This window comes from Rhizobium sp. RAF56 (assembly GCF_052113965.1).
Classification (GTDB): domain Bacteria; phylum Pseudomonadota; class Alphaproteobacteria; order Rhizobiales; family Rhizobiaceae; genus Rhizobium.
Window position 1 is genome coordinate 146,214 of sequence record NZ_JBFRDU010000005.1, and the last position, 19,341, is coordinate 165,554.

Here is a 19,341-nt window from a genome sequence, read left to right on the forward strand (position 1 = left end):
TCCCGCTCAGTTTGTCGTTTTCGGCTGTTCTCCTGATGCCATCGTCTGCGCGAACGTCGGCTGTTGCTGCAGCCAGGCCCGGTAGGCATCCTCATCGTCGACGATGACCGTGCCACGCATCTGAGGATGCCCGACGCCGCAAAGTTCGGCGCAGAGTATGTCGAAGGTTCCCGTACGCGTCGGCGTGAACCAGAAAAAGGTGACCGAACCCGGGATCATGTCCATCTTCGCGCGGAATTCGGGCACATAGAAATCATGCAGTACGTCGATGGAGCGCAGAAGCACGCGTACCGGCTTGCCAATCGGCAGATGCAGCTCGCCGCCGTTGATGACGACATCGTCGAGACTCGCCGTATCGGTGCGGATCACGCCGAGCGGATTGTCGGCTGCAACGGTGCGCGTATCGGCCCGCCCAAGCCGCCCGTCGGCACCGGGCAGACGAAAGCTCCATTGCCACTGCTGACCGACGACCTCGATTTCGCCGGCATCGGGTGGAACGGTAATGAACTGCTTCCAGACGACGAGACCCGGCGTCAACATTGCGGCGACGCCGAGCGCGGTTCCTCCGGCGAGCCACAGTTCCAGCCGGCGGTTTTCCGGCTCGTAAGCGGCCCGGCTGCCCGGGCGATGACGGAAACGCAGCAGGCAATAGGCCATGAACGTCACCACCGCCACGAAGACGATGCCGGTGATCCAGAAGGTGATGCTGATGGTATTGTCGATATACTGCCAATTCGAGGCGATCGGCGTCCACCACCATGGGCTGAAAAGATGGAAGGTGACGGACGCGATCACCAGCAAAACGAGAATCAGCGCAACAGCCATCTCTTGCTCCCAGACCCTTGGTCCGATCGCGAACATGCCCGCGACACGCCCATTGGTCTCTTTTAGTATGTCATGAACAGCTAATATCAGCAATTGCCGACAGGAATGGCCCTTTCGGCAACGTTTGCAGGAGTTCAGCGCGGCAACGACCGAAGCGCGAACAAATCGTCCGCCGCGCCATGTACTCCTTGCCGGCCTATTTCGAGTATTGCTTCAGGTATGCGAAGAGATTGGTGATCTGCGTGTCGTCCTTGAGCCCGACGAAGGTCATCTTTGTTCCCTTCACCTTGGCTTTCGGATCATGCAGATAGTCTCGCAGCGTCGTCTCGTCCCAGACGAGACCAGCCTTGCCGGCCGCCTGCATGGCGGGCGAATAGCTGAAATTCGGATGCGTTCCGGCCGTGCGGCCGAAGACACCGTTCAGCGATGGACCGACCTTGTTGGTGTCGGTCTCCGCGACATGACAGATGCCGCATTTTGTAAAGACGATCTTTCCCGCTGCCGCGTCTCCCTCCTGGGCGAGCGCGGCTACCGGAAAAAGAACAGCAATAGGTATGAGAAGCGCACGAAATGACATGGCAATCCTTATCCTCCTAAAGGTTGCCCCGACACATGAACAGGGCGATCAGTTTTGTCCCCCGTCGCCTGCCTTCACGTCGCGCCTTCGGCCGCGGTTGCATTTGGCGTTTATGCGCGCCTACGAAAATTAGACCTGCATGATAATAAGTCAATCAATCTGAAAGGAGAGTGCGCTCGAACGTGCAATTGTGCTGGTCATTTCGCAATTATCCACCATCAGAGGACCACAAAACCCGGCTGCCGGCGGCGTGCGATTGCGATGACAGCGTACCTCGTTGTAAATATCTCCGTCCGCGTGATTTTTAGAGGAGACGCAGCATGGACCGGTTCACGGGCGGTTGCCTGTGCGGCAACGTCCGAATTGTGGCGTCGGGTCGGCCATACCGGGTCGGCCTTTGCCACTGCCTCGATTGCCGCAAGCATCATGGAGCCCTTTTTCACGCATCCGCCGTGTTCCCTCGGGATGCGGTGACGATCGACGGCGAAACCCGCGACTATGCCGGGCGGTTTTTCTGTCCCCGTTGTGGCTCGCCGGTCTTTGGAAGCACCGCAGACGAAATCGAGGTGAACCTCGGATCGCTGGATGCCCCTGACCAACTGAAGCCAACCTACGAACTCTGGACCATCCGTCGCGAGTCCTGGCTGCCGCCGTTTCCGCTCACAAGACGATACGACCGCGATCGTGACGCCACGGGCCGCTTTGAGGAGTAGCTTGGAGCGAGCCGCGTGAAGGCGCTGTTACGACGTGACTTCGATGTTTGCCTCGACCAGCATTTTAACGAAATGTCTTAAAAAAAGAGCCTGGGACCAGATTGTGATTTCGCTTGATATCAGTCGATCGAGCCGGTTTCCGTGTCTTTCGCGCCGCTTAACGCTCTCCTATGGCCCGGTTGGCCTTGCATGTACCTTCTTCGGGGCTGGCCTCTATCATGCAATCTCCGCTTTATTAAATCGGCAGCTATGCAGGTGTTTGTGCCCGTCTGTTTGTACAGTCGAAGATCAGTCGTCCTCGTCTGCTGCCCCAACTGCGCCTTGGACAAGGCCTAGAGCTGGTCGGTATAAGAATGGAACGCGCCACATTTTACCAAACTTCTCAAAGAAGCCAGCCTCTTCCAGATCAGCGATTATCTTCGATGTTTCCGTGTCATTGAGATTCCACAGTGCAGAAAGACTCTGTAGGCTCTGAGTGGCTCGTTGCTCCCTTAGTTTTTCTACAAAGGGCTTTAGGCGCGCATACTCCGCATAAAGCGTTTGTTCTAGTCGTGTTTGAGATACACTCGGAAGAGCATCTTTGAACGAGGTCTGCTCGAACAACCGGGCTTCAGAGGGCACTTTGTCGCCACGCTCAAGTTTCTTTATCTGCTCATTTCTCAATTCATTGAGCATGTGAATCAATTCACGCGGTGCAGCGGCTTTCGAGGCGTCACTCGTACGGGTAATAAGCCACTTGAGTGTGTCTGGCTTATTGGGCCCTGAATCAACTTGCGGCGGCGAGACTTTGTAGAATAGCGCCGTTTGCTTATCAGCGTCGGCTAGAACTGGCCCCTTATCAACGCCATAGTACTCAACTATCTTCGAATTCGATAGTAAGCGTCTAACTACCAGATTGAGAATATCTTCACTTCGCCAAGTTATAGTTAGTGTTTTCTCTAGGTGGCTCGCTTCCCGAAATCCGTCTTCGACGATGTCCCGCCAAATATCCGTTCTCAAGAATATCTTTGGCCTTATGGCTCCCAACTGCTTGGTATCTAGATAGTACTTAAATAAAGCCCGCAACGCGCTCGCTTCGAGTTCCGGCATATTTGAGAAGGCGACATCAAGGCGATCAAGTAAAATCCAGATTGTTAAGCCTTCTTCCTTTAGGGCGGCATTAGCGGTGTCAAGAAGCTCGTCAATTGAAACTGCTCCCAATTTCGCTGCAGCAGCCGAAGGTTCTCGCAGAGAGATTTTTCCAGTCATGCTGGGGATTGAAGTTGCTGGATCGACGTTCAGCCCCCTTCCACGGATTCAATTCTACGCGCCAAAGCTTTCACGTAGTCGAGCGCATACTTTAGGGCCTTGGCCAAAGTGAATGAACGCGGAAGTAGGTTTGCCTCTTGGAGGGTGTCGACCACCGCGCGACACTTATCGTTTTGAAGGTCGTAGTCTTTGAAAGACTTACCGCAGAGCGTCAGGATATATAGTTTCCAGAGGCTAACAAATTCAAATTCATCTCTTGGTGGATCGTCTCTGAGAGATTGGAAAGCAACAGCACCCTGAGGATTCTCACCGGGAATAGCCAAGATGTTGCGGTCAAACAGGACGCTCTCGTTCTTCACGACCAAGCTGTAGATGGCACTTTTGCCGCTGCCCTTTGGTCCGTATACAATGTCGACCGCGCCCTCGAAAACTCGCCTCCAGTGCTCCGTCTCAACAAAATACTGAGATAGCTGCTCCACTTCCTCTTCAGCTGTACGCTGCCCAAATGATGACTGCCGCAGGACTTCAAGCGCGCTCAACTGTGAATTCATTCTATCGAACCTTTCCCGAAATACGTGCCTACAAATTACTCTGATTCTACTCGAAGTCGAGTTGCAGAGCCGATGGATGCACAACATTTGGAAAGCGCTAGGCGGGAATTGTGGAAGATGCGACCGACGATGCTGGAAGAGTCCAGTGATGGCCTCTGCCGACGGTATGATGATCTTCTGGTGTAATAGATTCACATATGGAGCAAATCAATGATTTGGCTGGGGAACCTGGATTCGAACCAAGATCGACGGAGTCAGAGTCCGCTGTTCTACCATTGAACTATTCCCCAACAGGCGGCCTTTTGAGGCAGGCCGTCGCCGGTGCGGACGTCATATAGCTAATTTTGCAGGCGATGCAAGCGCCTTTTTGGCGAGGCGAGGGTTGATCGTCATTTCTCCGCGGAGCGTCGTGGTTTTCCATTTCTCAGTGTCGCGAGCAATAGTCCAGGCGGCCTTTAGATCACCGGCACCGTCAAGAGGTTATCGGCGCTCTGCCCTTTTTCTGTCCCTTGAAGTCGGTTAAGTCTCCTTCGCGCAACGGATTTAAGGAGAATGCTTGATGTCTGAAGAAACCGTGCTTGTCGTCGGGGGTGCCGGCTATATCGGTTCGCACACCTGCCTCGAGCTTGCCAGCAGGGGCTTCAAGCCGGTCGTTTTCGATAACTTCTCCAATGGGCACCGGGAATTCGTCAAATGGGGGCCGGCCGAAGAGGGCGATATCCGCGATCGCGGCCGTGTCGACGAGGTTCTGGCCAAGCACAAGCCGGCCGCGATCCTGCACTTTGCGGCCCTGATCGAGGTCGGCCAATCGGTCGTTGATCCGGTGTCGTTCTACGAGAACAATGTCATCGGCACTCTGACGCTGCTGTCGGCCGCCCAGGCCGCCGGCATCAAGGCTTTCGTCTTTTCCTCGACCTGTGCGACCTACGGCTTGCCCCAATCGCTGCCGCTCGACGAGACGCACCGGCAGGTGCCGATCAATCCGTACGGCCGCACCAAATTCATCGTCGAGCAGGCGCTTGCCGATTATGACCGCTACACCGGCTTTCGTTCCGTCTGCCTGCGCTACTTCAATGCCGCAGGTGCGGATTTCGAAGGCCGCATCGGGGAATGGCATAAGCCGGAGACGCACGCCGTGCCGCTGGCGATCGAGGCGGCGCTCGGGCGGCGGCAGGGGTTCAAAGTGTTCGGCAGCGACTACGAGACGCGCGACGGCACCTGTGTCCGCGACTATATCCACGTGCTCGATCTCGCCGATGCCCATGTGCGCGCCGTCGACTATCTGCTTAAAGGCGGCGAAACGGTTGCGTTGAACCTCGGAACCGGGACCGGCACGACCGTCAAGGAACTGCTCTCTGCGATCGAGGACGTGACCGGGCGGCCATTCCCGGTCGACTATGCCGAGCGGCGGGAGGGCGATTCGCCGACGCTCGTCGCCGACAACGACAAGGCGCGCGCCGTCCTCGGCTGGGTGCCGCAATACGATCTCTCCGATATCATCAGGACGGCATATGAGTGGCATTCCAAATCAAACCAGCATTGAGCGGGCCAGACGCCCGAATGTCCTGCTGATCACCGCGGACCAGTGGCGGGGCGACTGCCTTTCGGCGGTCGGCCACCCTTGCGTGCGCACGCCGAATGTCGATGCTCTGGCGCGGGCAGGGGTGCTCTTTCGACGTCACTATGCCGGTGCCGCACCCTGTTCACCGGCGCGCGCGACGCTCTATACCGGCCTCTATCAGATGAACCATCGCGTCTGCCGCAATGGTTCTCCGCTTGATGCCCGGTTCGACAATCTGGCGCTTGTCGCCCGGCGCGCCGGCTATGATCCGACCTTGTTCGGCTACACCGACACGGCGCCCGATCCCCGTGGGCTTGATGAGAACGATCCGCATCTGACCACATACGAGGGCGTGCTTGCGGGGTTCAGCGTACGCCAACTTCTCCCCGAGCACGAAGGCCCATGGCTTTCCTGGTTGAGGGGTCGCGGCCATCAGAACGCAACGAGCCGCGACGTGCATATTCCGGTGGGTGCCCATCCGGGTGAGATTTGCAACGCCCCGACCTCCTATTCACGCGACGAAACGCAGACCGCGTTTCTCGCCGGGGAGTTCATCCGTTGGGTCGGTGAGCAGGACAAGCCTTGGTTTGCGCACATTTCTTTCCTCAGGCCGCATCCGCCGTTCTGTGCGCCTGCGCCTTATAACGCGATGTTCGCACCCGATGACGGCCCCCCCTTTGCTCGCGGGCCGAGCGGCGATCACGAGCAGGGGATGCATCCCTATCTCGCCTACGCCATGCCGCAGGTTTCCAAGGCGAGCTTCGTGCACGGAGGCGAAGGCCCGATCAGCGATTGGTCAGCGGAGGATGTCGCTGTTCTCCGCGCCATCTATTACGGCATGATCGCTGAGGTCGACGCGCAGCTCGGCCGGATCTGGCAGGCCTTGCGGGATGTCGGTGCCTGGGAGGATACGGTCATCGTCTTCACCTCCGATCATGCGGAAATGGCCGGCGACCACTGGACTTTCGGCAAGGGTGGCTTCTTCGATGGCAGCTATCACGTGCCGCTCGTCATCCGCGATCCCGCGACGTCGGGCAGCGGCGGTACCGTCGATAGTTTCACCAGCGCGGCCGACCTTTTTCCGACACTCGCCGCCCGGCTTGGCGCTACCCCGATAAACCACGTCGACGGCGTGTCGCTGCTGCCTTTCCTGCAAGGGGAAGAGCCCGCAGGCTGGCGGAAACAGGCTTTCTGGGAGTTTGATTTCCGCGATGTCGCGCATGGCGAGCCGGAGCGGCATTTCGGCCTCACTTCGCGCGAATGCAATCTTGCCGTCATCCGCGACGAGCGTTTCAAATATGTGCATTTCGCCGGGCTGCCGCCCTTGCTCTTCGATCTCGAGCGCGACCCGATGGAACTCGTCGACCGTGCGGGGGATGCCGACTACATGGCCGTTCGGCTCGCCTTGGCGGAGCGGCTCTTGTCGCTGCGCGCCCGGCATCTCGACCAGACGCTCGCCTTTACAGAGCTGACGCCCGAAGGGCCGGTATCCATCGGGCATTGATCCTGCGTCGTTTGGTAGTTCCGACCACCGGCGGCCGGTTGGCTCAGGTCGTCATCAACCGAACGAGCCGAGATAGTCCCGCTTGCCGACGGCCACGCCGGCATGGCGGAGAATGGCATGCGCCGTTGCGATATGAAAATAGAAGTTCGGAAGCGCGAAGGTGAGCAGGTACTCGTCGCCCCGCATGCTGACTGACGTGCCGCCGAGCGAGATCGTGACGGTGCGGGCCTCGGCAGTCTCGAACTTTTCCGGCGCAACGGTCGCGAGAAAGGCTTCCGTTTTGGCGAGGCGTTCGCGCAGTTCGGCGATCGTCTGTTCGGTATCCTCGAAGCGCGGCATCTCGACGCCCGTCACGCGCCCGATCGTGAGTTTCGCCGTATCGCTGACGCGCTGATATTGCCCGGAAAGCGGCAGCATATCCGGCGCAAGCCGTGCGCCAACCAAGGCGTCGACCTCCGTGCGCGTCTCTTGCGCAAAAGCCTCGGTCTTGTCGAGGTACGTCGACATCACTTGCAAACCGCGCTGAAAGACCGGGACGGAAAGGCGGAACATCGAGACAGTCATCTGTTTCTCCTAGAAAGCTCCGTATCGGAGCGATGCGTTGCCGGCGACGTTGGTGGAAGCGGTAATTCGTAATGTCGATATGATGGAATATTCATTCCATTGCGCGTGCGCTTTGGCCGCCGGCCGCAGATACCTAGCACGGATTTCCCATACGTCACGCGGCGATCTCGGCTGTCGGAGCAAAGATGACATGGGGGTTGACGCCGTGCACGGAAAATGGAATAAATATTCCGTCAAGCCAAATTCACGGTTTGTTTGTTCCGTTTCCCGGTTTCGTCATGGAGACAATGACGACCGGCGTCGCGATATGGCTCCGCGGCAAAAGCCCCGGAGTTCCGGCGTGAGGAGGGTGTAGCCGGGCACCGCTTTTGGAGGAGAAAATAATGAAAAAGCTTATCCTGGGCTCCGCGCTGGCGCTGATGCTTTCAACTGCCGCGCATGCCGAAACCGTCGGCGTCTCGATGTCGAAATTCGACGACAACTTCCTGACCGTACTGCGCAACGGCATGATCGACTATTCGAAGACCCTGCCTGGTGTGACGTTGCAGGTGGAGGATGCGCAGAACGATGTCGCGAAGCAGCAGAGCCAGATTCAAAACTTCATCGCTTCCGGTGTCAGTGCGATTATCGTCAATCCCGTCGATACGGACGCAACGACGGCGATGTCGAAGCTTGCCGCCGACGCCAAGATTCCACTGGTCTATGTCAACCGTGAACCGGTCAACGTCGACAGTCTGCCCGCGAACCAAGCTTTCGTGGCGTCGAACGAGCAAGAGTCCGGTACTTTGGAAACCAAGGAAATCTGCCGCCTGCTGAAGGGCAAGGGCAAGGCCATCGTGATGATGGGCGAGCTTTCCAACCAGGCGGCGCGCATGCGCACCAAGGACGTCCATGATGTCCTTGCTACGGACGATTGTAAGGGCATTGAGATCATTCAGGAGCAGACGGCCAATTGGCAGCGCACCGAGGGTTCCGATCTCATGGCCAACTGGCTCTCCAGCGGCATCGAATTCGACGCGGTCATTTCCAACAATGATGAAATGGCGATCGGCGCAATTCAGGCGCTGAAGGCGGCCGGAAAGGATCTCAGCAAGATCGTCATCGGCGGCGTCGACGCGACCCAGGATGCGCTCGCCGCGATGCAGGCCGGCGATCTCGACGTCACGGTGTTCCAGGATGCAGCCGGTCAGGGCAAAGGCTCGCTCGATGCCGCGCTGAAACTCGCCAAGGGCGAGAAGGTCGACACGAAGGTGTATATTCCCTTCCAGCTCGTGACGCCGGAAAACGTCAAGGACTTCGTCAAGAAGAACTGACGATCTCAAGATGATGGATGCGGGCCGTCCGCTCGCATCCACATCATGATCCGATAGGTCCCTCGGGAGGAAATGATATGGTTGTCAGCCCGTCCACCATGGCCGCGGTGCGTGCCAGCGGTGCCGTTCCGAATGCGGAGTTTCTGCTCGCCGCCGAGGGCATCCGCAAGGAGTTTCCCGGCGTGGTCGCGCTGGATGACGTCCAGTTCAAGCTGAAGCGCGGCACCGTGCACGCGTTGATGGGAGAGAACGGCGCCGGCAAATCGACGCTGATGAAGATCCTCGCCGGCATCTATATTCCGGATCAGGGCGAAATTCGCCTCAAGGGCGTCGGTATTCGCCTGAAGTCACCGCTCGACGCGCTCGAAAACGGCATTGCGATGATCCATCAGGAGTTGAACCTGATGCCGTTCATGACCGTTGCTGAAAATATCTGGATCCGGCGCGAGCCGCAGACGCGTTTTGGCTTCGTCGATCATCGAACCATGCGCGAGAATACGGAAGAATTATTTCGCCGGCTCAATATCACGATCGACCCGGAAATCGAGGTCCGCCATCTCTCTGTCGCCAACCGGCAGATGGTCGAGATCGCCAAAGCGGTCTCCTACAATTCCGATGTGCTGATCATGGATGAGCCGACCTCGGCGCTGACGGACCGGGAGGTGGCGCATCTATTCGACATCATCCGCGGTCTCCGCTCGCAGGGGATCGGCATTGTCTACATCACGCACAAGATGAACGAGCTGTTTGAGATCGCTGACGAATTCTCGGTGTTCCGCGACGGCAAGTATATCGGCACGCATGCCTCGACGGATGTGACGCGCGACGACATCATTCGCATGATGGTCGGCCGGGAAATCACGCAGATGTTTCCGAAGGAAGAGGTTCCGATCGGCGACGTCGTTGTCTCGGTTAAGAACTTGTGCCTCGGCAACGTCTTCCATGACGTCTCCTTCGAAGTGCGTGCCGGTGAGATCCTCGGCGTCGCCGGCCTCGTCGGTTCAGGGCGCTCCAACGTCGCGGAAACCTTGTTCGGAGTGACCCCGGCATCTTCCGGCACGATCGAACTCTTCGGCAAGCCGGTTGACATAACCTCGCCGACGGTTGCGATCCGGAACCGCATGGCATTTCTGACCGAGGATCGCAAGGAAACCGGCTGTCTCTTGATCCTCAGTGTGCTTGAAAACATGCAGGTCGCGGTTCTGCACGACAAATTCGTGAAGGGCGGTTTCGTTCAGGAAGGCGCCATCGAGGCGGCGTGCGAGGACATGGCGCGCAAGCTGCGCGTCAAAACGCCCAGCCTCGACGAGCGCGTGGAGAATCTTTCCGGCGGAAATCAACAGAAAGTACTGATTGGTCGCTGGATGCTCATCGAGCCGCGCATTCTGATCCTCGACGAACCGACGCGAGGCATCGACGTTGGCGCGAAGGCGGAGATCCACCGCCTCGTGAGCGAAATGGCACGCAACGGCGTGGCGGTCATCATGATTTCATCGGAAATGCCAGAAGTGCTCGGAATGAGCGACCGCATCATGGTGATGCACGAGGGCCGGGTGACCGGCTTCCTGGGTCGCGCCGAAGCAACCCAGATAAAGGTGATGGAACTGGCGGCTCAATGACACCGCGGCGCCCGCAAAGGGAAATTGAACATGGCTAAACGGGAGATTGGACATGGTTAGCAAAATTGCAGAAGCGGCGGCGCCGATCGCGGACCGCCCCAGGCGCCGTCGCATACCGCCCGAACTCAGCATCTTTCTCGTCCTTGTCGGCATCGCGCTCGTCTATGAGCTGCTGGGCTGGATCTTCATAGGCCAGAGCTTCCTGCTTAACCCGCAGCGGCTGACGATCATGATCCTGCAGGTGTCGGTGATCGGCATTATCGCGGTCGGGGTGACGCAGGTGATCATCACGGGCGGCATCGACCTGTCGTCCGGCTCGGTGGTCGGCATGACGGCGATGATCACCGCGAGCTTTGCGCAGGCTTCCACATGGCCGCGCGCAATGTATCCCTCGCTCACCGATCTTCCCTTCTTCATCCCGGTCGGCGTCGGCCTACTGATTGGCCTTGCTGCCGGCTTCATCAACGGCCAGCTCATCGCCAGAACCAAGATTCCGCCGTTCATCGCAACGCTCGGGATGATGGTGTCCGCGCGCGGCGTGGCGAAATGGTACACGAAGGGACAGCCGGTGTCGGGTCTTACCGACCAGTTCAACTTCATCGGCCAGGGCATCTGGCCTGTGATCGTCTTCCTGGTCGTCGCATTTATTTTTCACATCGCGCTGCGCTACACACGCTACGGCAAGTTCACCTACGCGATCGGCGCAAACGTCCAGGCAGCGCGCGTGTCCGGTATCAACGTCGAGGGGCATCTCATCAAGGTCTATGCGATCGCCGGCCTGCTGGCGGGTCTTGCCGGCATTGTCACCGCGGCCCGTGCCCAGACGGCGCAGGCGGGGATGGGCGTGATGTATGAGTTGGACGCGATCGCCGCGACCGTTATCGGCGGCACGTCGCTGACGGGCGGTGTCGGACGCGTCACCGGGACGGTCATTGGTACGATCATCCTCGGCGTCATGACCTCCGGCTTCACCTTCCTCCGCGTCGACGCCTACTACCAGGAGATCGTCAAGGGCGTGATTATCGTCGCGGCCGTCGTGGTCGACGTCTATCGCCAGAAAAAGCGCACCAAGCACTGACTTCATAAGAGACGAAGCCGGAAAAAGCGGGGCATGTCCCCGCTTTTTCAATGGGTGGACGCCACTTGCGCCGAGCACCTAAGCCCTTGAGATCCGATGCGATCCGGATCATGCCGCATGGCTTGCAGCTTGCCTTACACGTCGCATGCGGCTCCAAGCGATTTTTTTTGATTAGGGATGGCGAATTTGCGCAGCTTTCTTATGCTGGCGACTTCCGATTTGCGCCGGCGTGCCGCGTAGTCGGAAAACTACATGCCACTTCCATGCGTGAGCGGCGGATCTACGAGTTGCGGTCTCCGCATCGCCATCCGCCTGCCACGAGCCCGCAGGACAAGAAATGCAGCTGGTATTCGACGGCCACAACGACGTTCTCCTCAGACTTTGGACACATGCTCGCGACGGCGCCGATCCGATCGCAGAATTCCGCAATGGCTCCGCAATCGGCCACATCGATGGACCGCGCGCCAAGGCGGGCGGGCTCGCCGGGGGGCTCTGCGCGATCTATGTACCTTCGGGCGACCTGGTGTTTGCCGAACCTGACCGCAACGGCCACTACGTCACGCCGATGGCGGCGCCGCTTGAACCCGCGCCGTCGCTCGACATCGCCAACGGCATGGCGGCGATCGCGCTTCGACTGGACCGCGCCGGCGCCTGGAAGCTTTGCCGATCGACCGCGGACATCCGAGCCAGCATGGATCAAGGCATCTTTGCCGCAGTCCTGCACATGGAAGGCTGCGAGGCGATCGGCACCGACCTTGCGGCGCTGGAGGTTTTCCATGCGGCAGGCCTGCGCTCGCTCGGGCCTGTCTGGAGCCGGCACAACATCTTCGGTCACGGCGTGCCGTTCGCCTATCCGATGTCGCCCGATACGGGACCGGGGCTAACCGACGCCGGCTTCGCGCTGGTGCGCGAATGCAATCGTCTCGGTATTTTGATCGACCTTGCGCACATCACGGAAAAGGGCTTCTGGGATGTCGCGAAAACCACCGACCAACCGCTGGTCGCCAGCCATTCGAACGCTCATGCGTTGACCCCGGTCGCACGCAACCTCACCGATCGCCAACTCGATGCGATCCGCGAGAGCCGGGGAGTGGTTGGTGTTAACTACGCTACCGCCATGCTGCGCGCGGACGGCCGTTCCGACGCCGACACGCCGCTGTCGGATATGCTGCGCCATATCGACTATCTGGTGGAACGCGTCGGTATCGATTGCGTGGCGCTCGGGTCCGACTTTGACGGCGCAACAATTCCGGGAGAAATTGGCGACGCGGCCGGCAACCAGAGGCTGATTGTTGCGCTCAGGGACGTTGGATATGGTGACGTGGAACTTACGAAGCTGGCGCGGGAGAACTGGCTTCGCGTTCTTTCCTCCGCCTGGAAGGAAGAGGGCCGCACGGCCTCGATATGAATAGCAAAAAAACTCAAAAAGGGAACGAATACAAAATGCTGAACCGAGTTAGCCAATCTTCCCGCGTGCTCGCCGCGGGTGCCGCGCTTTCCCTGCTGATGATGGCGGCGCCTGCCGCCTTCGCAGAGACGCCGAAGGATACACTGGTCGAGGGCTTTGCCATCGACGACATCATCACCATGGACCCGGGCGAGGCGTTCGAGCTGTCGACGGCCGAAATCACCGGCAACACCTACAGCCTACTCGTCCGCCTGGATATCAACGATACGTCGAAGGTGAAAGGCGATCTCGCCGAAAGCTGGACCGTCTCCGACGACGGCCTGACCTACACCTTCAAGCTCAAGCCGGGCCTGAAATTCGCATCCGGCAACCCGATTACCGCCGAAGACGTCGCCTGGTCGTTCGAGCGTGTCATCAAGCTCGACAAGAGCCCGGCTTTCATCCTGACCCAGTTCGGCCTTAACGGCGACAATGTCGGCGAAAAGGCGAAAGCTGCCGATCCGAACACTTTCGTCTTCACCGTCGACCGGCCTTATGCACCGAGCTTCGTGCTCAACTGCCTGACGGCAACCGTCGCAAACGTCGTCGACAAGAAGCTGGTACTCGAGCACGTCAAGCCGGTGACCCCGTCGGCCGAATACAAGTATGACAACGATTTCGGAAATGATTGGCTGAAGACCGGCTATGCCGGCTCCGGCCCTTACAAGCTGCGCCAGTGGAAGGCCAATGAAGCGGTCGTGCTGGAGCGCAACGACAATTACTACGGTGACAAGCCGAAGCTTGCCCGCGTCATCTATCGCTACATGAAGGAAAGCGCCGCCCAGCGTCTGGCGCTGGAGAACGGCGACATCGATATCGCGCGCAACCTCGATCCGGGTGATCTCGACGCGATTGCCGCGAAGGGCGACCTTGCTTCGACCAGCGCGCCGAAGGGCACGGTGTATTACATCAGCCTCAACTCGAAGAACCCCAATCTGGCCAAGCCTGAAGTCCAGGAAGCCTTCAAGTACCTCGTCGACTATGACGCGATCGGCAAGACCCTGATCAAGGGTATCGGTGAAATCCACCAGACCTTCGAGCCGAAGGGTGTGCTTGGTGCGCTCGACGAAAATCCCTTCAAGCTTGACGTGGCCAAAGCCAAGGAACTTCTCGCCAAAGCCGGGCTGAAGGATGGCTTCACGGTGACGATGGACACGCGCAATAGCGAGCCGGTCACCGGCATTGCCCAATCCGTCCAGCAGTCCCTGGCTGAGGCGGGCATCAAACTGGAAATCATCCCCGGCGACGGCAAGCAGACGCTGACGAAGTACCGCGCCCGTACCCACGACATCTATATCGGCCAGTGGGGCATGGACTATTGGGATCCCCATTCCAACGCGGAAACCTTCACGACCAATCCGGACAATTCCGATGCCGGCAAGAGCAAGACGCTCGCCTGGCGCAATACCTGGGAAACGCCGGAACTGGACAAGGAAACGAAGGCTGCCCTTCTGGAGCGTGATGCCGACAAGCGTGCTGCCATGTATCAGGAGATCCAAAAGAAATTCCTGACGAACAGCCCGTTCGTCGTCATCTTCCAGCAAACGGAGGTGGGCGGCTACCGGAAGACCCTCAAGGATTTCAAACTCGGTCCGACCTTCGACACCAACTTCGTAAGCCAGATCTCGAAGGAATAATCCGGTAGGATTGGTTCGTTGAGCATCGTCGAACGGAAAATGGAGGTACGGCCCGTCAAAGGCCGTACCGCACCTGTCATTCATGCCATCCTGCGATTTCTGGTCGTTGCCGTCACGACCTATCTCGGGCTTCTGGCCGTGACCTTTTTTATCGGCCGCGTTGTGCCGATCGATCCGGTGCTCGCCATCCTTGGCGACCGGGCGCCGGCGCATGTCGTCGAGCGTGTCAGGCGTGAACTCGGCTTCGATCTGCCGCTCTATCAGCAGTTCTTCATCTATCTGAGAAGTGTGCTTTCCGGCGATTTCGGCACGTCCGTGCTGACCACGAACCCGGTCATGGACGATATCCGCCATGTCTTTCCAGCGACAATGGAGCTTGCCAGCTTCGGTACGCTGATCGGCGCGGTTTTTGGAATTCCGCTCGGCGTGCTTGCGGCGGTCCGTCGCGGCAGCATTGCCGACCAGGTCGTTCGCGTGATCGGCCTCATCGGCTATTCCGTGCCGATCTTTTGGCTGGCGCTGATCTCGCTGGTCGTCTTCTATGCGAGGCTGAAATGGGTGGCCTTTCCCGGCCGCATCGACATTGCCTATGAGTATACCTTCGAGCCGAGTACCGGCTTTTTCCTTCTCGACAGCGCCTGGCAGGGCGAATGGGATGTCTTCTGGGACGTCTTTCGCCATATCATCCTGCCGGCCTCGCTGCTTGGCTATTTTTCGCTCGCCTATATCAGCCGGATGACGCGTAGCTTCATGCTGAACGAGCTCGGTCAGGAATATATCGTTGCCGCCCGCGCCAAGGGCCTCACGGAAACGCGGGTCATTTGGGGCCACGCGCTGCGCAACGCCGCCGTACCATTGGTGACGGTCATCGCGCTGTCCTACGCCGGCCTTCTCGAAGGATCGGTGCTGACCGAAACCGTCTTTTCCTGGCCGGGGATCGGCTTTTACATCACCAACTCGTTGCAGAACGCCGACATGAATGCGGTGCTCGGCGGCACGATTGTCATAGGCACGGTCTTCATCGGCATCAATCTTCTGTCCGACCTGCTCTATCGGACGCTCGACCCAAGGACACGGCGCAAATGACGGGCCAGACGACAGCGGCGCGGCCGCAAAGCCGGCGCGAATGGCTCCTGTCCGACCGGCCGCAATCGCGGCTGCAGGCTCGGCTCGGTCGCGCCTATGTGACGTGGCGGCAATTTTCCGCCAACCATCTGGCCGTGCTCGGTCTGATCATCATCCTGGCGTTGCTTGTGATTGCGGCTTGTGCCGGTCTCATTGCCACCCATTCGCCCGTCATCGGCGATCTCGCCAATTCCCGGCTGCTGCCGCCGGGAACACCGGGTTACATTCTCGGAACCGACGACCAGGGGCGCGATATCTTCTCGCGCCTCGTCTACGGTTCGCGGCTGACATTGCTCGTCATCGTACTGGTGGCTGTCATTTCGGCGCCGATCGGCCTTCTCATCGGGACGGTATCCGGCTATGCCGGGGGCTGGGTCGATGCGGTGCTGATGCGCATCACCGACATCTTCCTTGCCTTTCCGAAGCTGGTGCTGGCGCTTGCCTTCGTTGGTGCGCTCGGCCCCGGTATCCAGAACGCGATCATTGCGATCGCCATCACCTCCTGGCCGCCCTACGCCCGCATTGCCCGTGCCGAAACCATGACGGTGCGGCATTCGGACTATATTTCGGCGGTGCGGCTGATGGGCGCTTCGCCGCTCCGGATCGTCCTCCGCCACATCATGCCGCTTTGCCTGTCTTCGCTGATCGTGCGCGTGACGCTCGACATGGCAGGCATTATCCTGACGGCGGCGGGTCTCGGCTTTCTCGGTCTCGGCGCACAGCCGCCGCTGCCGGAATGGGGCGCAATGATTGCGTCCGGCCGCCGTTTCATCCTCGATCAATGGTGGGTGGCGGCCATGCCCGGTATCGCGATCCTCGTCGTCAGCCTCGGCTTCAACCTGCTCGGCGACGGCCTGCGCGATGCGCTCGATCCTCGGGAGAGCGGCCAATGACGCCGATGTTGACCGTCGAAAACCTCAAGGTCAGTTATCCGACCCGTACCGGCGTCATCGAGGCGGTGCGCGGGGTCTCCTTTACGCTCGGCCGCGAGCGGCTCGGCATCGTCGGCGAGAGCGGCTCCGGCAAGTCGCAGACAGGCCGCGCCATCATGGGGCTAACGCCGCCGCACGCCATCGTCACCGCCGATACGCTGAATTTCAGCGGCATCGATCTCCTAAGTGCCTCGAAGGCGGAACGTCGGGCATTGCGCGGCAAGCGCATCGCCATGGTGCTGCAGGATCCCAAATACTCGCTAGACCCGGTCATGAGCATCGGACGCCAGATCGCCGAAACCCTGCGCACCCACGAAAAAGTCGGCAGGGGCGAGGCGCGCGAGCGGGCGCTTGCAATGCTGGAGGCGGTCCAGATCCGTGAACCAAAGCGCGTCTACGACCTCTATCCGCATGAAGTCTCCGGCGGCATGGGCCAGCGCGTCATGATCGCCATGATGCTCATTGCCGACCCTGAGTTGCTGATCGCCGACGAGCCGACATCAGCTCTCGACGTAACCGTGCAACTCGATGTGCTGCGCATCATGGACACGCTGGTGGCCGAGCGCGGCATGGGGCTGATCTTCGTGTCGCATGATTTGAGGTTGGTTTCCTCGTTCTGTGACCGCGTGCTCGTCATGTATGCGGGACGCGTCGTCGAAGAATTGTCGGCCGCTGAGCTTGCGAACGCACAGCATCCCTATACCCGTGGCCTGTTGAACTGCATGCCGCAGATAGGCGAAAGCCGCCATCCGCTGCCGGTCCTCGACCGCAAGCCGGAGTGGGCTCTATGAGCGCGGCCTTGACGATCGACAGCTTGAGCGTCGACTATGACGGCCACCGCGCGCTCGATGCGGTCAGCATCGAAGTGAAGAAGGGCGAGACGTTCGGGCTGGTTGGCGAATCCGGCTCCGGCAAGTCGACGCTCTTGAGGGCAGTCGCCGGCCTTGCACCGGTGAGCGCCGGCACGATCCACGTGGACGGAGAGGCGCTGACCGGGTCGAAGCGCCGCAAAGCCTTTTATCGCGCCGTCCAGATGGTGTTCCAGGATCCTTACGGTTCGCTGCATCCGCGCCAAACGATCGATCGGCTGCTCCAGGAGCCGCTGGCAATCCACCGAATAGAAGACGGCGAGCGGCGCATCACGCGCGCGCTGGACGAGGTGGGGCTCGGCTCCGGCTTTCGCTTCCGCTATCCGCATCAGCTGTCCGGCGGCCAGCGGCAGCGCGTCGCCATCGCGCGCGCGTTGATCCTTGAGCCTTCGGTGCTGCTTCTCGACGAGCCGACTTCGGCGCTCGATGCCTCCGTGCAGGCCGAGGTGCTCAATCTGCTCGAACAGGTGCGGCGCGATCGCAGCCTCACCTTCATTATGGTCAGTCACGATCTAGGCGTCGTCACCCATATGTGCGACCGCCTCGTCGTGATGCAAAACGGCGCGATCGTCGAGCGGCTGACGGCGAAAGACATGGCCGAAGGCAAGGTGGCGGAGGCCTATACGCGCAATCTCATGGTCGCCAGCAAGGGTTTCGTCCGCGCCTGAGTGCGCCGCCGCAAGGGGCCAATTGTTAAGTAGGCGTTAAAAGACGACCAATCGTATAGAGTATTGACAGGTGCCTTATTTCTGTCATGATCCCGTTAACGGCCGTTAGTTTTCGTGATCGTACGAGGTGGAGGCAGGCATGTTTTTTCTGGGCATGACCATGGGGTATCTCCAGCCGCCGGTCCCCATGAAACGGGATCAGGCCAAGGTAGCGACTCTGCCGGCGGAGAAGGATCGACGCCAGATCGAGACCACCGCGCCTGCCCCAAGAACGGCGTCCGCGGATCGTCCGCTGATTTGGGCTTGGCGGATTCTTTGCTGAGCCTGGAACTTTATCCCTATGGGTTAATTTTCCCTAATCATGCCTATGGACGAAAATTCATCTCTACCTATTTGATAGAGAATACCTGAAGATGATGCGGATATTTGGTCCGCATCGGTGCGACCATCGAAGACATTGGACGGAGGTCCCACATGGCTAATCTAGATCTTGCAAGTACGCAGGGAAGCAGAATGAGCGACACCACAGCGCGTTCTGCCAGTGCCTCGACCAAGCATAAGCTGCAGACGGTGCTGCATGTCGCTCTGTTCTCGGCTGCGTTCATTTTCGTTGCCGCACTGGTGTGCGGTGTCCTCGTCTGACGGGGGAGATATCCCGCGGACAAAGCGTCGATCGGCCGCGCGTTGGTTGACAAGCAATTTTAGGTTCATGCTGATCTAAGCCGCCATCGAGCGGCTTTACTTTTGGCCTTTGCTCCTCCTGCTTTTTCTGGAACTAAATGACGGTCTCTTTCGTTTAGGCGTCAGTAAAGGTAAAGGAGATCTCGATGCTCTACTATGCACTCGTCTTTCTTGTTGTCGCCCTCATCGCCGGCGTTCTCGGCTTCGGTGGCGTCGCAGGCGCTTCCGCTTCCATCGCCCAGGTTCTGTTCTTCCTTTTCCTGGTGCTCTTCGTCGTTTCCCTGGTTATGCGCCTTATGCGAAGAGTCTAGGCTCAAAAGCCCCGCTCATGTTACATCCGGCAGCTCACCGCTGCCGGATTTGCTTTGGGACTAGCGGCTGCGGCCGCCGCGACGCCGAGAAAAATTCACGTGCCCGATAGAATGAACG

20 protein-coding genes and 1 tRNA gene are annotated in these 19,341 nt (G+C 59.3%); 15 read left to right on the forward strand and 6 right to left on the reverse strand.

Annotated features, from left to right (window positions below):
- Positions 1 to 6 precede the first annotated feature (6 nt).
- A complete protein-coding gene (locus AB4048_RS06115; protein ID WP_442201028.1) occupies positions 7 to 825 on the reverse strand; it encodes a cytochrome c oxidase subunit II in 819 nt (272 codons plus the stop codon).
- Positions 826 to 1,021: 196 nt separating this feature from the next.
- Positions 1,022 to 1,402, reverse strand: coding sequence for a c-type cytochrome (locus AB4048_RS06120; protein ID WP_442201029.1), 381 nt, complete (start codon positions 1,400 to 1,402; stop codon positions 1,022 to 1,024).
- Positions 1,403 to 1,722: 320 nt separating this feature from the next.
- Here AB4048_RS06120 and AB4048_RS06125 point away from each other — a divergent pair, with 320 nt between their 5' ends.
- Complete coding sequence (locus AB4048_RS06125; protein ID WP_442201030.1) at positions 1,723 to 2,115, forward strand: GFA family protein; 393 nt, start codon at positions 1,723 to 1,725, stop codon at positions 2,113 to 2,115.
- 288 nt (positions 2,116 to 2,403) lie between these two features.
- Here AB4048_RS06125 and AB4048_RS06130 read toward each other — a convergent pair whose 3' ends face one another.
- The 3 genes from AB4048_RS06130 to AB4048_RS06140 form a co-directional block, all read right to left on the reverse strand.
- Positions 2,404 to 3,363 (reverse strand): P-loop ATPase, Sll1717 family, encoded by a 960-nt coding sequence (locus AB4048_RS06130; RefSeq protein WP_442201031.1) that lies wholly within the window; start codon positions 3,361 to 3,363, stop codon positions 2,404 to 2,406.
- A 29-nt stretch (positions 3,364 to 3,392) separates the two neighbouring features.
- A complete protein-coding gene (locus AB4048_RS06135; RefSeq protein ID WP_442201032.1) occupies positions 3,393 to 3,914 on the reverse strand; it encodes a P-loop ATPase, Sll1717 family in 522 nt (173 codons plus the stop codon).
- A 216-nt stretch (positions 3,915 to 4,130) separates the two neighbouring features.
- Positions 4,131 to 4,204, reverse strand: a tRNA-Gln gene (locus AB4048_RS06140).
- Positions 4,205 to 4,473: 269 nt separating this feature from the next.
- On the opposite strand from AB4048_RS06140, the gene galE reads away from it, so the two are divergent.
- A complete protein-coding gene (gene galE, locus AB4048_RS06145; protein WP_442201033.1) occupies positions 4,474 to 5,457 on the forward strand; it encodes a UDP-glucose 4-epimerase GalE in 984 nt (327 codons plus the stop codon).
- The gene (locus AB4048_RS06150) at positions 5,426 to 6,979 is read left to right on the forward strand and encodes an alkaline phosphatase family protein (protein WP_442201034.1); all 1,554 of its coding nucleotides are present in this window, start codon (positions 5,426 to 5,428) and stop codon (positions 6,977 to 6,979) included. The genes galE and AB4048_RS06150 overlap by 32 nt, the downstream gene beginning before the upstream one ends.
- 54 nt (positions 6,980 to 7,033) lie before the next feature.
- Here AB4048_RS06150 and AB4048_RS06155 read toward each other — a convergent pair whose 3' ends face one another.
- Positions 7,034 to 7,543: a DUF1993 domain-containing protein gene (locus AB4048_RS06155; protein WP_442201035.1), complete on the reverse strand. Its 510-nt coding sequence runs from the start codon at positions 7,541 to 7,543 to the stop codon at positions 7,034 to 7,036.
- Between the two features lie 383 nt (positions 7,544 to 7,926).
- Here AB4048_RS06155 and AB4048_RS06160 point away from each other — a divergent pair, with 383 nt between their 5' ends.
- The 12 genes from AB4048_RS06160 to AB4048_RS06215 all read left to right on the forward strand — a co-directional run bounded on the left by AB4048_RS06160 (position 7,927) and on the right by AB4048_RS06215 (position 19,223).
- Positions 7,927 to 8,856: a sugar ABC transporter substrate-binding protein gene (locus AB4048_RS06160; protein ID WP_442201036.1), complete on the forward strand. Its 930-nt coding sequence runs from the start codon at positions 7,927 to 7,929 to the stop codon at positions 8,854 to 8,856.
- Between the two features lie 77 nt (positions 8,857 to 8,933).
- Positions 8,934 to 10,475, forward strand: a complete 1,542-nt coding sequence (locus AB4048_RS06165) for a sugar ABC transporter ATP-binding protein (RefSeq protein WP_442201037.1) — start codon at positions 8,934 to 8,936, stop codon at positions 10,473 to 10,475.
- Positions 10,476 to 10,527: 52 nt separating this feature from the next.
- Complete coding sequence (locus tag AB4048_RS06170; RefSeq protein WP_442201038.1) at positions 10,528 to 11,553, forward strand: ABC transporter permease; 1,026 nt, start codon at positions 10,528 to 10,530, stop codon at positions 11,551 to 11,553.
- Positions 11,554 to 11,890: 337 nt separating this feature from the next.
- Positions 11,891 to 12,961 (forward strand): dipeptidase, encoded by a 1,071-nt coding sequence (locus AB4048_RS06175; protein ID WP_442201039.1) that lies wholly within the window; start codon positions 11,891 to 11,893, stop codon positions 12,959 to 12,961.
- A 35-nt stretch (positions 12,962 to 12,996) separates the two neighbouring features.
- Positions 12,997 to 14,637: an ABC transporter substrate-binding protein gene (locus AB4048_RS06180; protein WP_442201040.1), complete on the forward strand. Its 1,641-nt coding sequence runs from the start codon at positions 12,997 to 12,999 to the stop codon at positions 14,635 to 14,637.
- A gap of 18 nt (positions 14,638 to 14,655) precedes the next feature.
- Entirely contained in the window at positions 14,656 to 15,723 is a 1,068-nt protein-coding gene (locus AB4048_RS06185) for an ABC transporter permease (protein ID WP_442201041.1), read from the forward strand.
- Positions 15,720 to 16,655, forward strand: a complete 936-nt coding sequence (locus AB4048_RS06190) for an ABC transporter permease (protein ID WP_442201042.1) — start codon at positions 15,720 to 15,722, stop codon at positions 16,653 to 16,655. The genes AB4048_RS06185 and AB4048_RS06190 overlap by 4 nt, the downstream gene beginning before the upstream one ends.
- On the forward strand, positions 16,652 to 17,485 hold the full coding sequence (locus AB4048_RS06195; RefSeq protein WP_442201043.1) for an ABC transporter ATP-binding protein: 834 nt from the start codon (positions 16,652 to 16,654) through the stop codon (positions 17,483 to 17,485). The genes AB4048_RS06190 and AB4048_RS06195 overlap by 4 nt, the downstream gene beginning before the upstream one ends.
- Positions 17,482 to 18,231, forward strand: a complete 750-nt coding sequence (locus AB4048_RS06200; protein WP_442201044.1) for an ABC transporter ATP-binding protein — start codon at positions 17,482 to 17,484, stop codon at positions 18,229 to 18,231. The genes AB4048_RS06195 and AB4048_RS06200 overlap by 4 nt, the downstream gene beginning before the upstream one ends.
- A 139-nt stretch (positions 18,232 to 18,370) precedes the next feature.
- Complete coding sequence (locus AB4048_RS06205) at positions 18,371 to 18,553, forward strand: hypothetical protein (RefSeq protein ID WP_442201045.1); 183 nt, start codon at positions 18,371 to 18,373, stop codon at positions 18,551 to 18,553.
- Between the two features lie 191 nt (positions 18,554 to 18,744).
- On the forward strand, positions 18,745 to 18,873 hold the full coding sequence (locus AB4048_RS06210; protein ID WP_442201046.1) for a hypothetical protein: 129 nt from the start codon (positions 18,745 to 18,747) through the stop codon (positions 18,871 to 18,873).
- A 185-nt stretch (positions 18,874 to 19,058) separates the two neighbouring features.
- On the forward strand, positions 19,059 to 19,223 hold the full coding sequence (locus tag AB4048_RS06215) for a DUF1328 domain-containing protein (RefSeq protein WP_442201047.1): 165 nt from the start codon (positions 19,059 to 19,061) through the stop codon (positions 19,221 to 19,223).
- Positions 19,224 to 19,341: the final 118 nt, after the last annotated feature.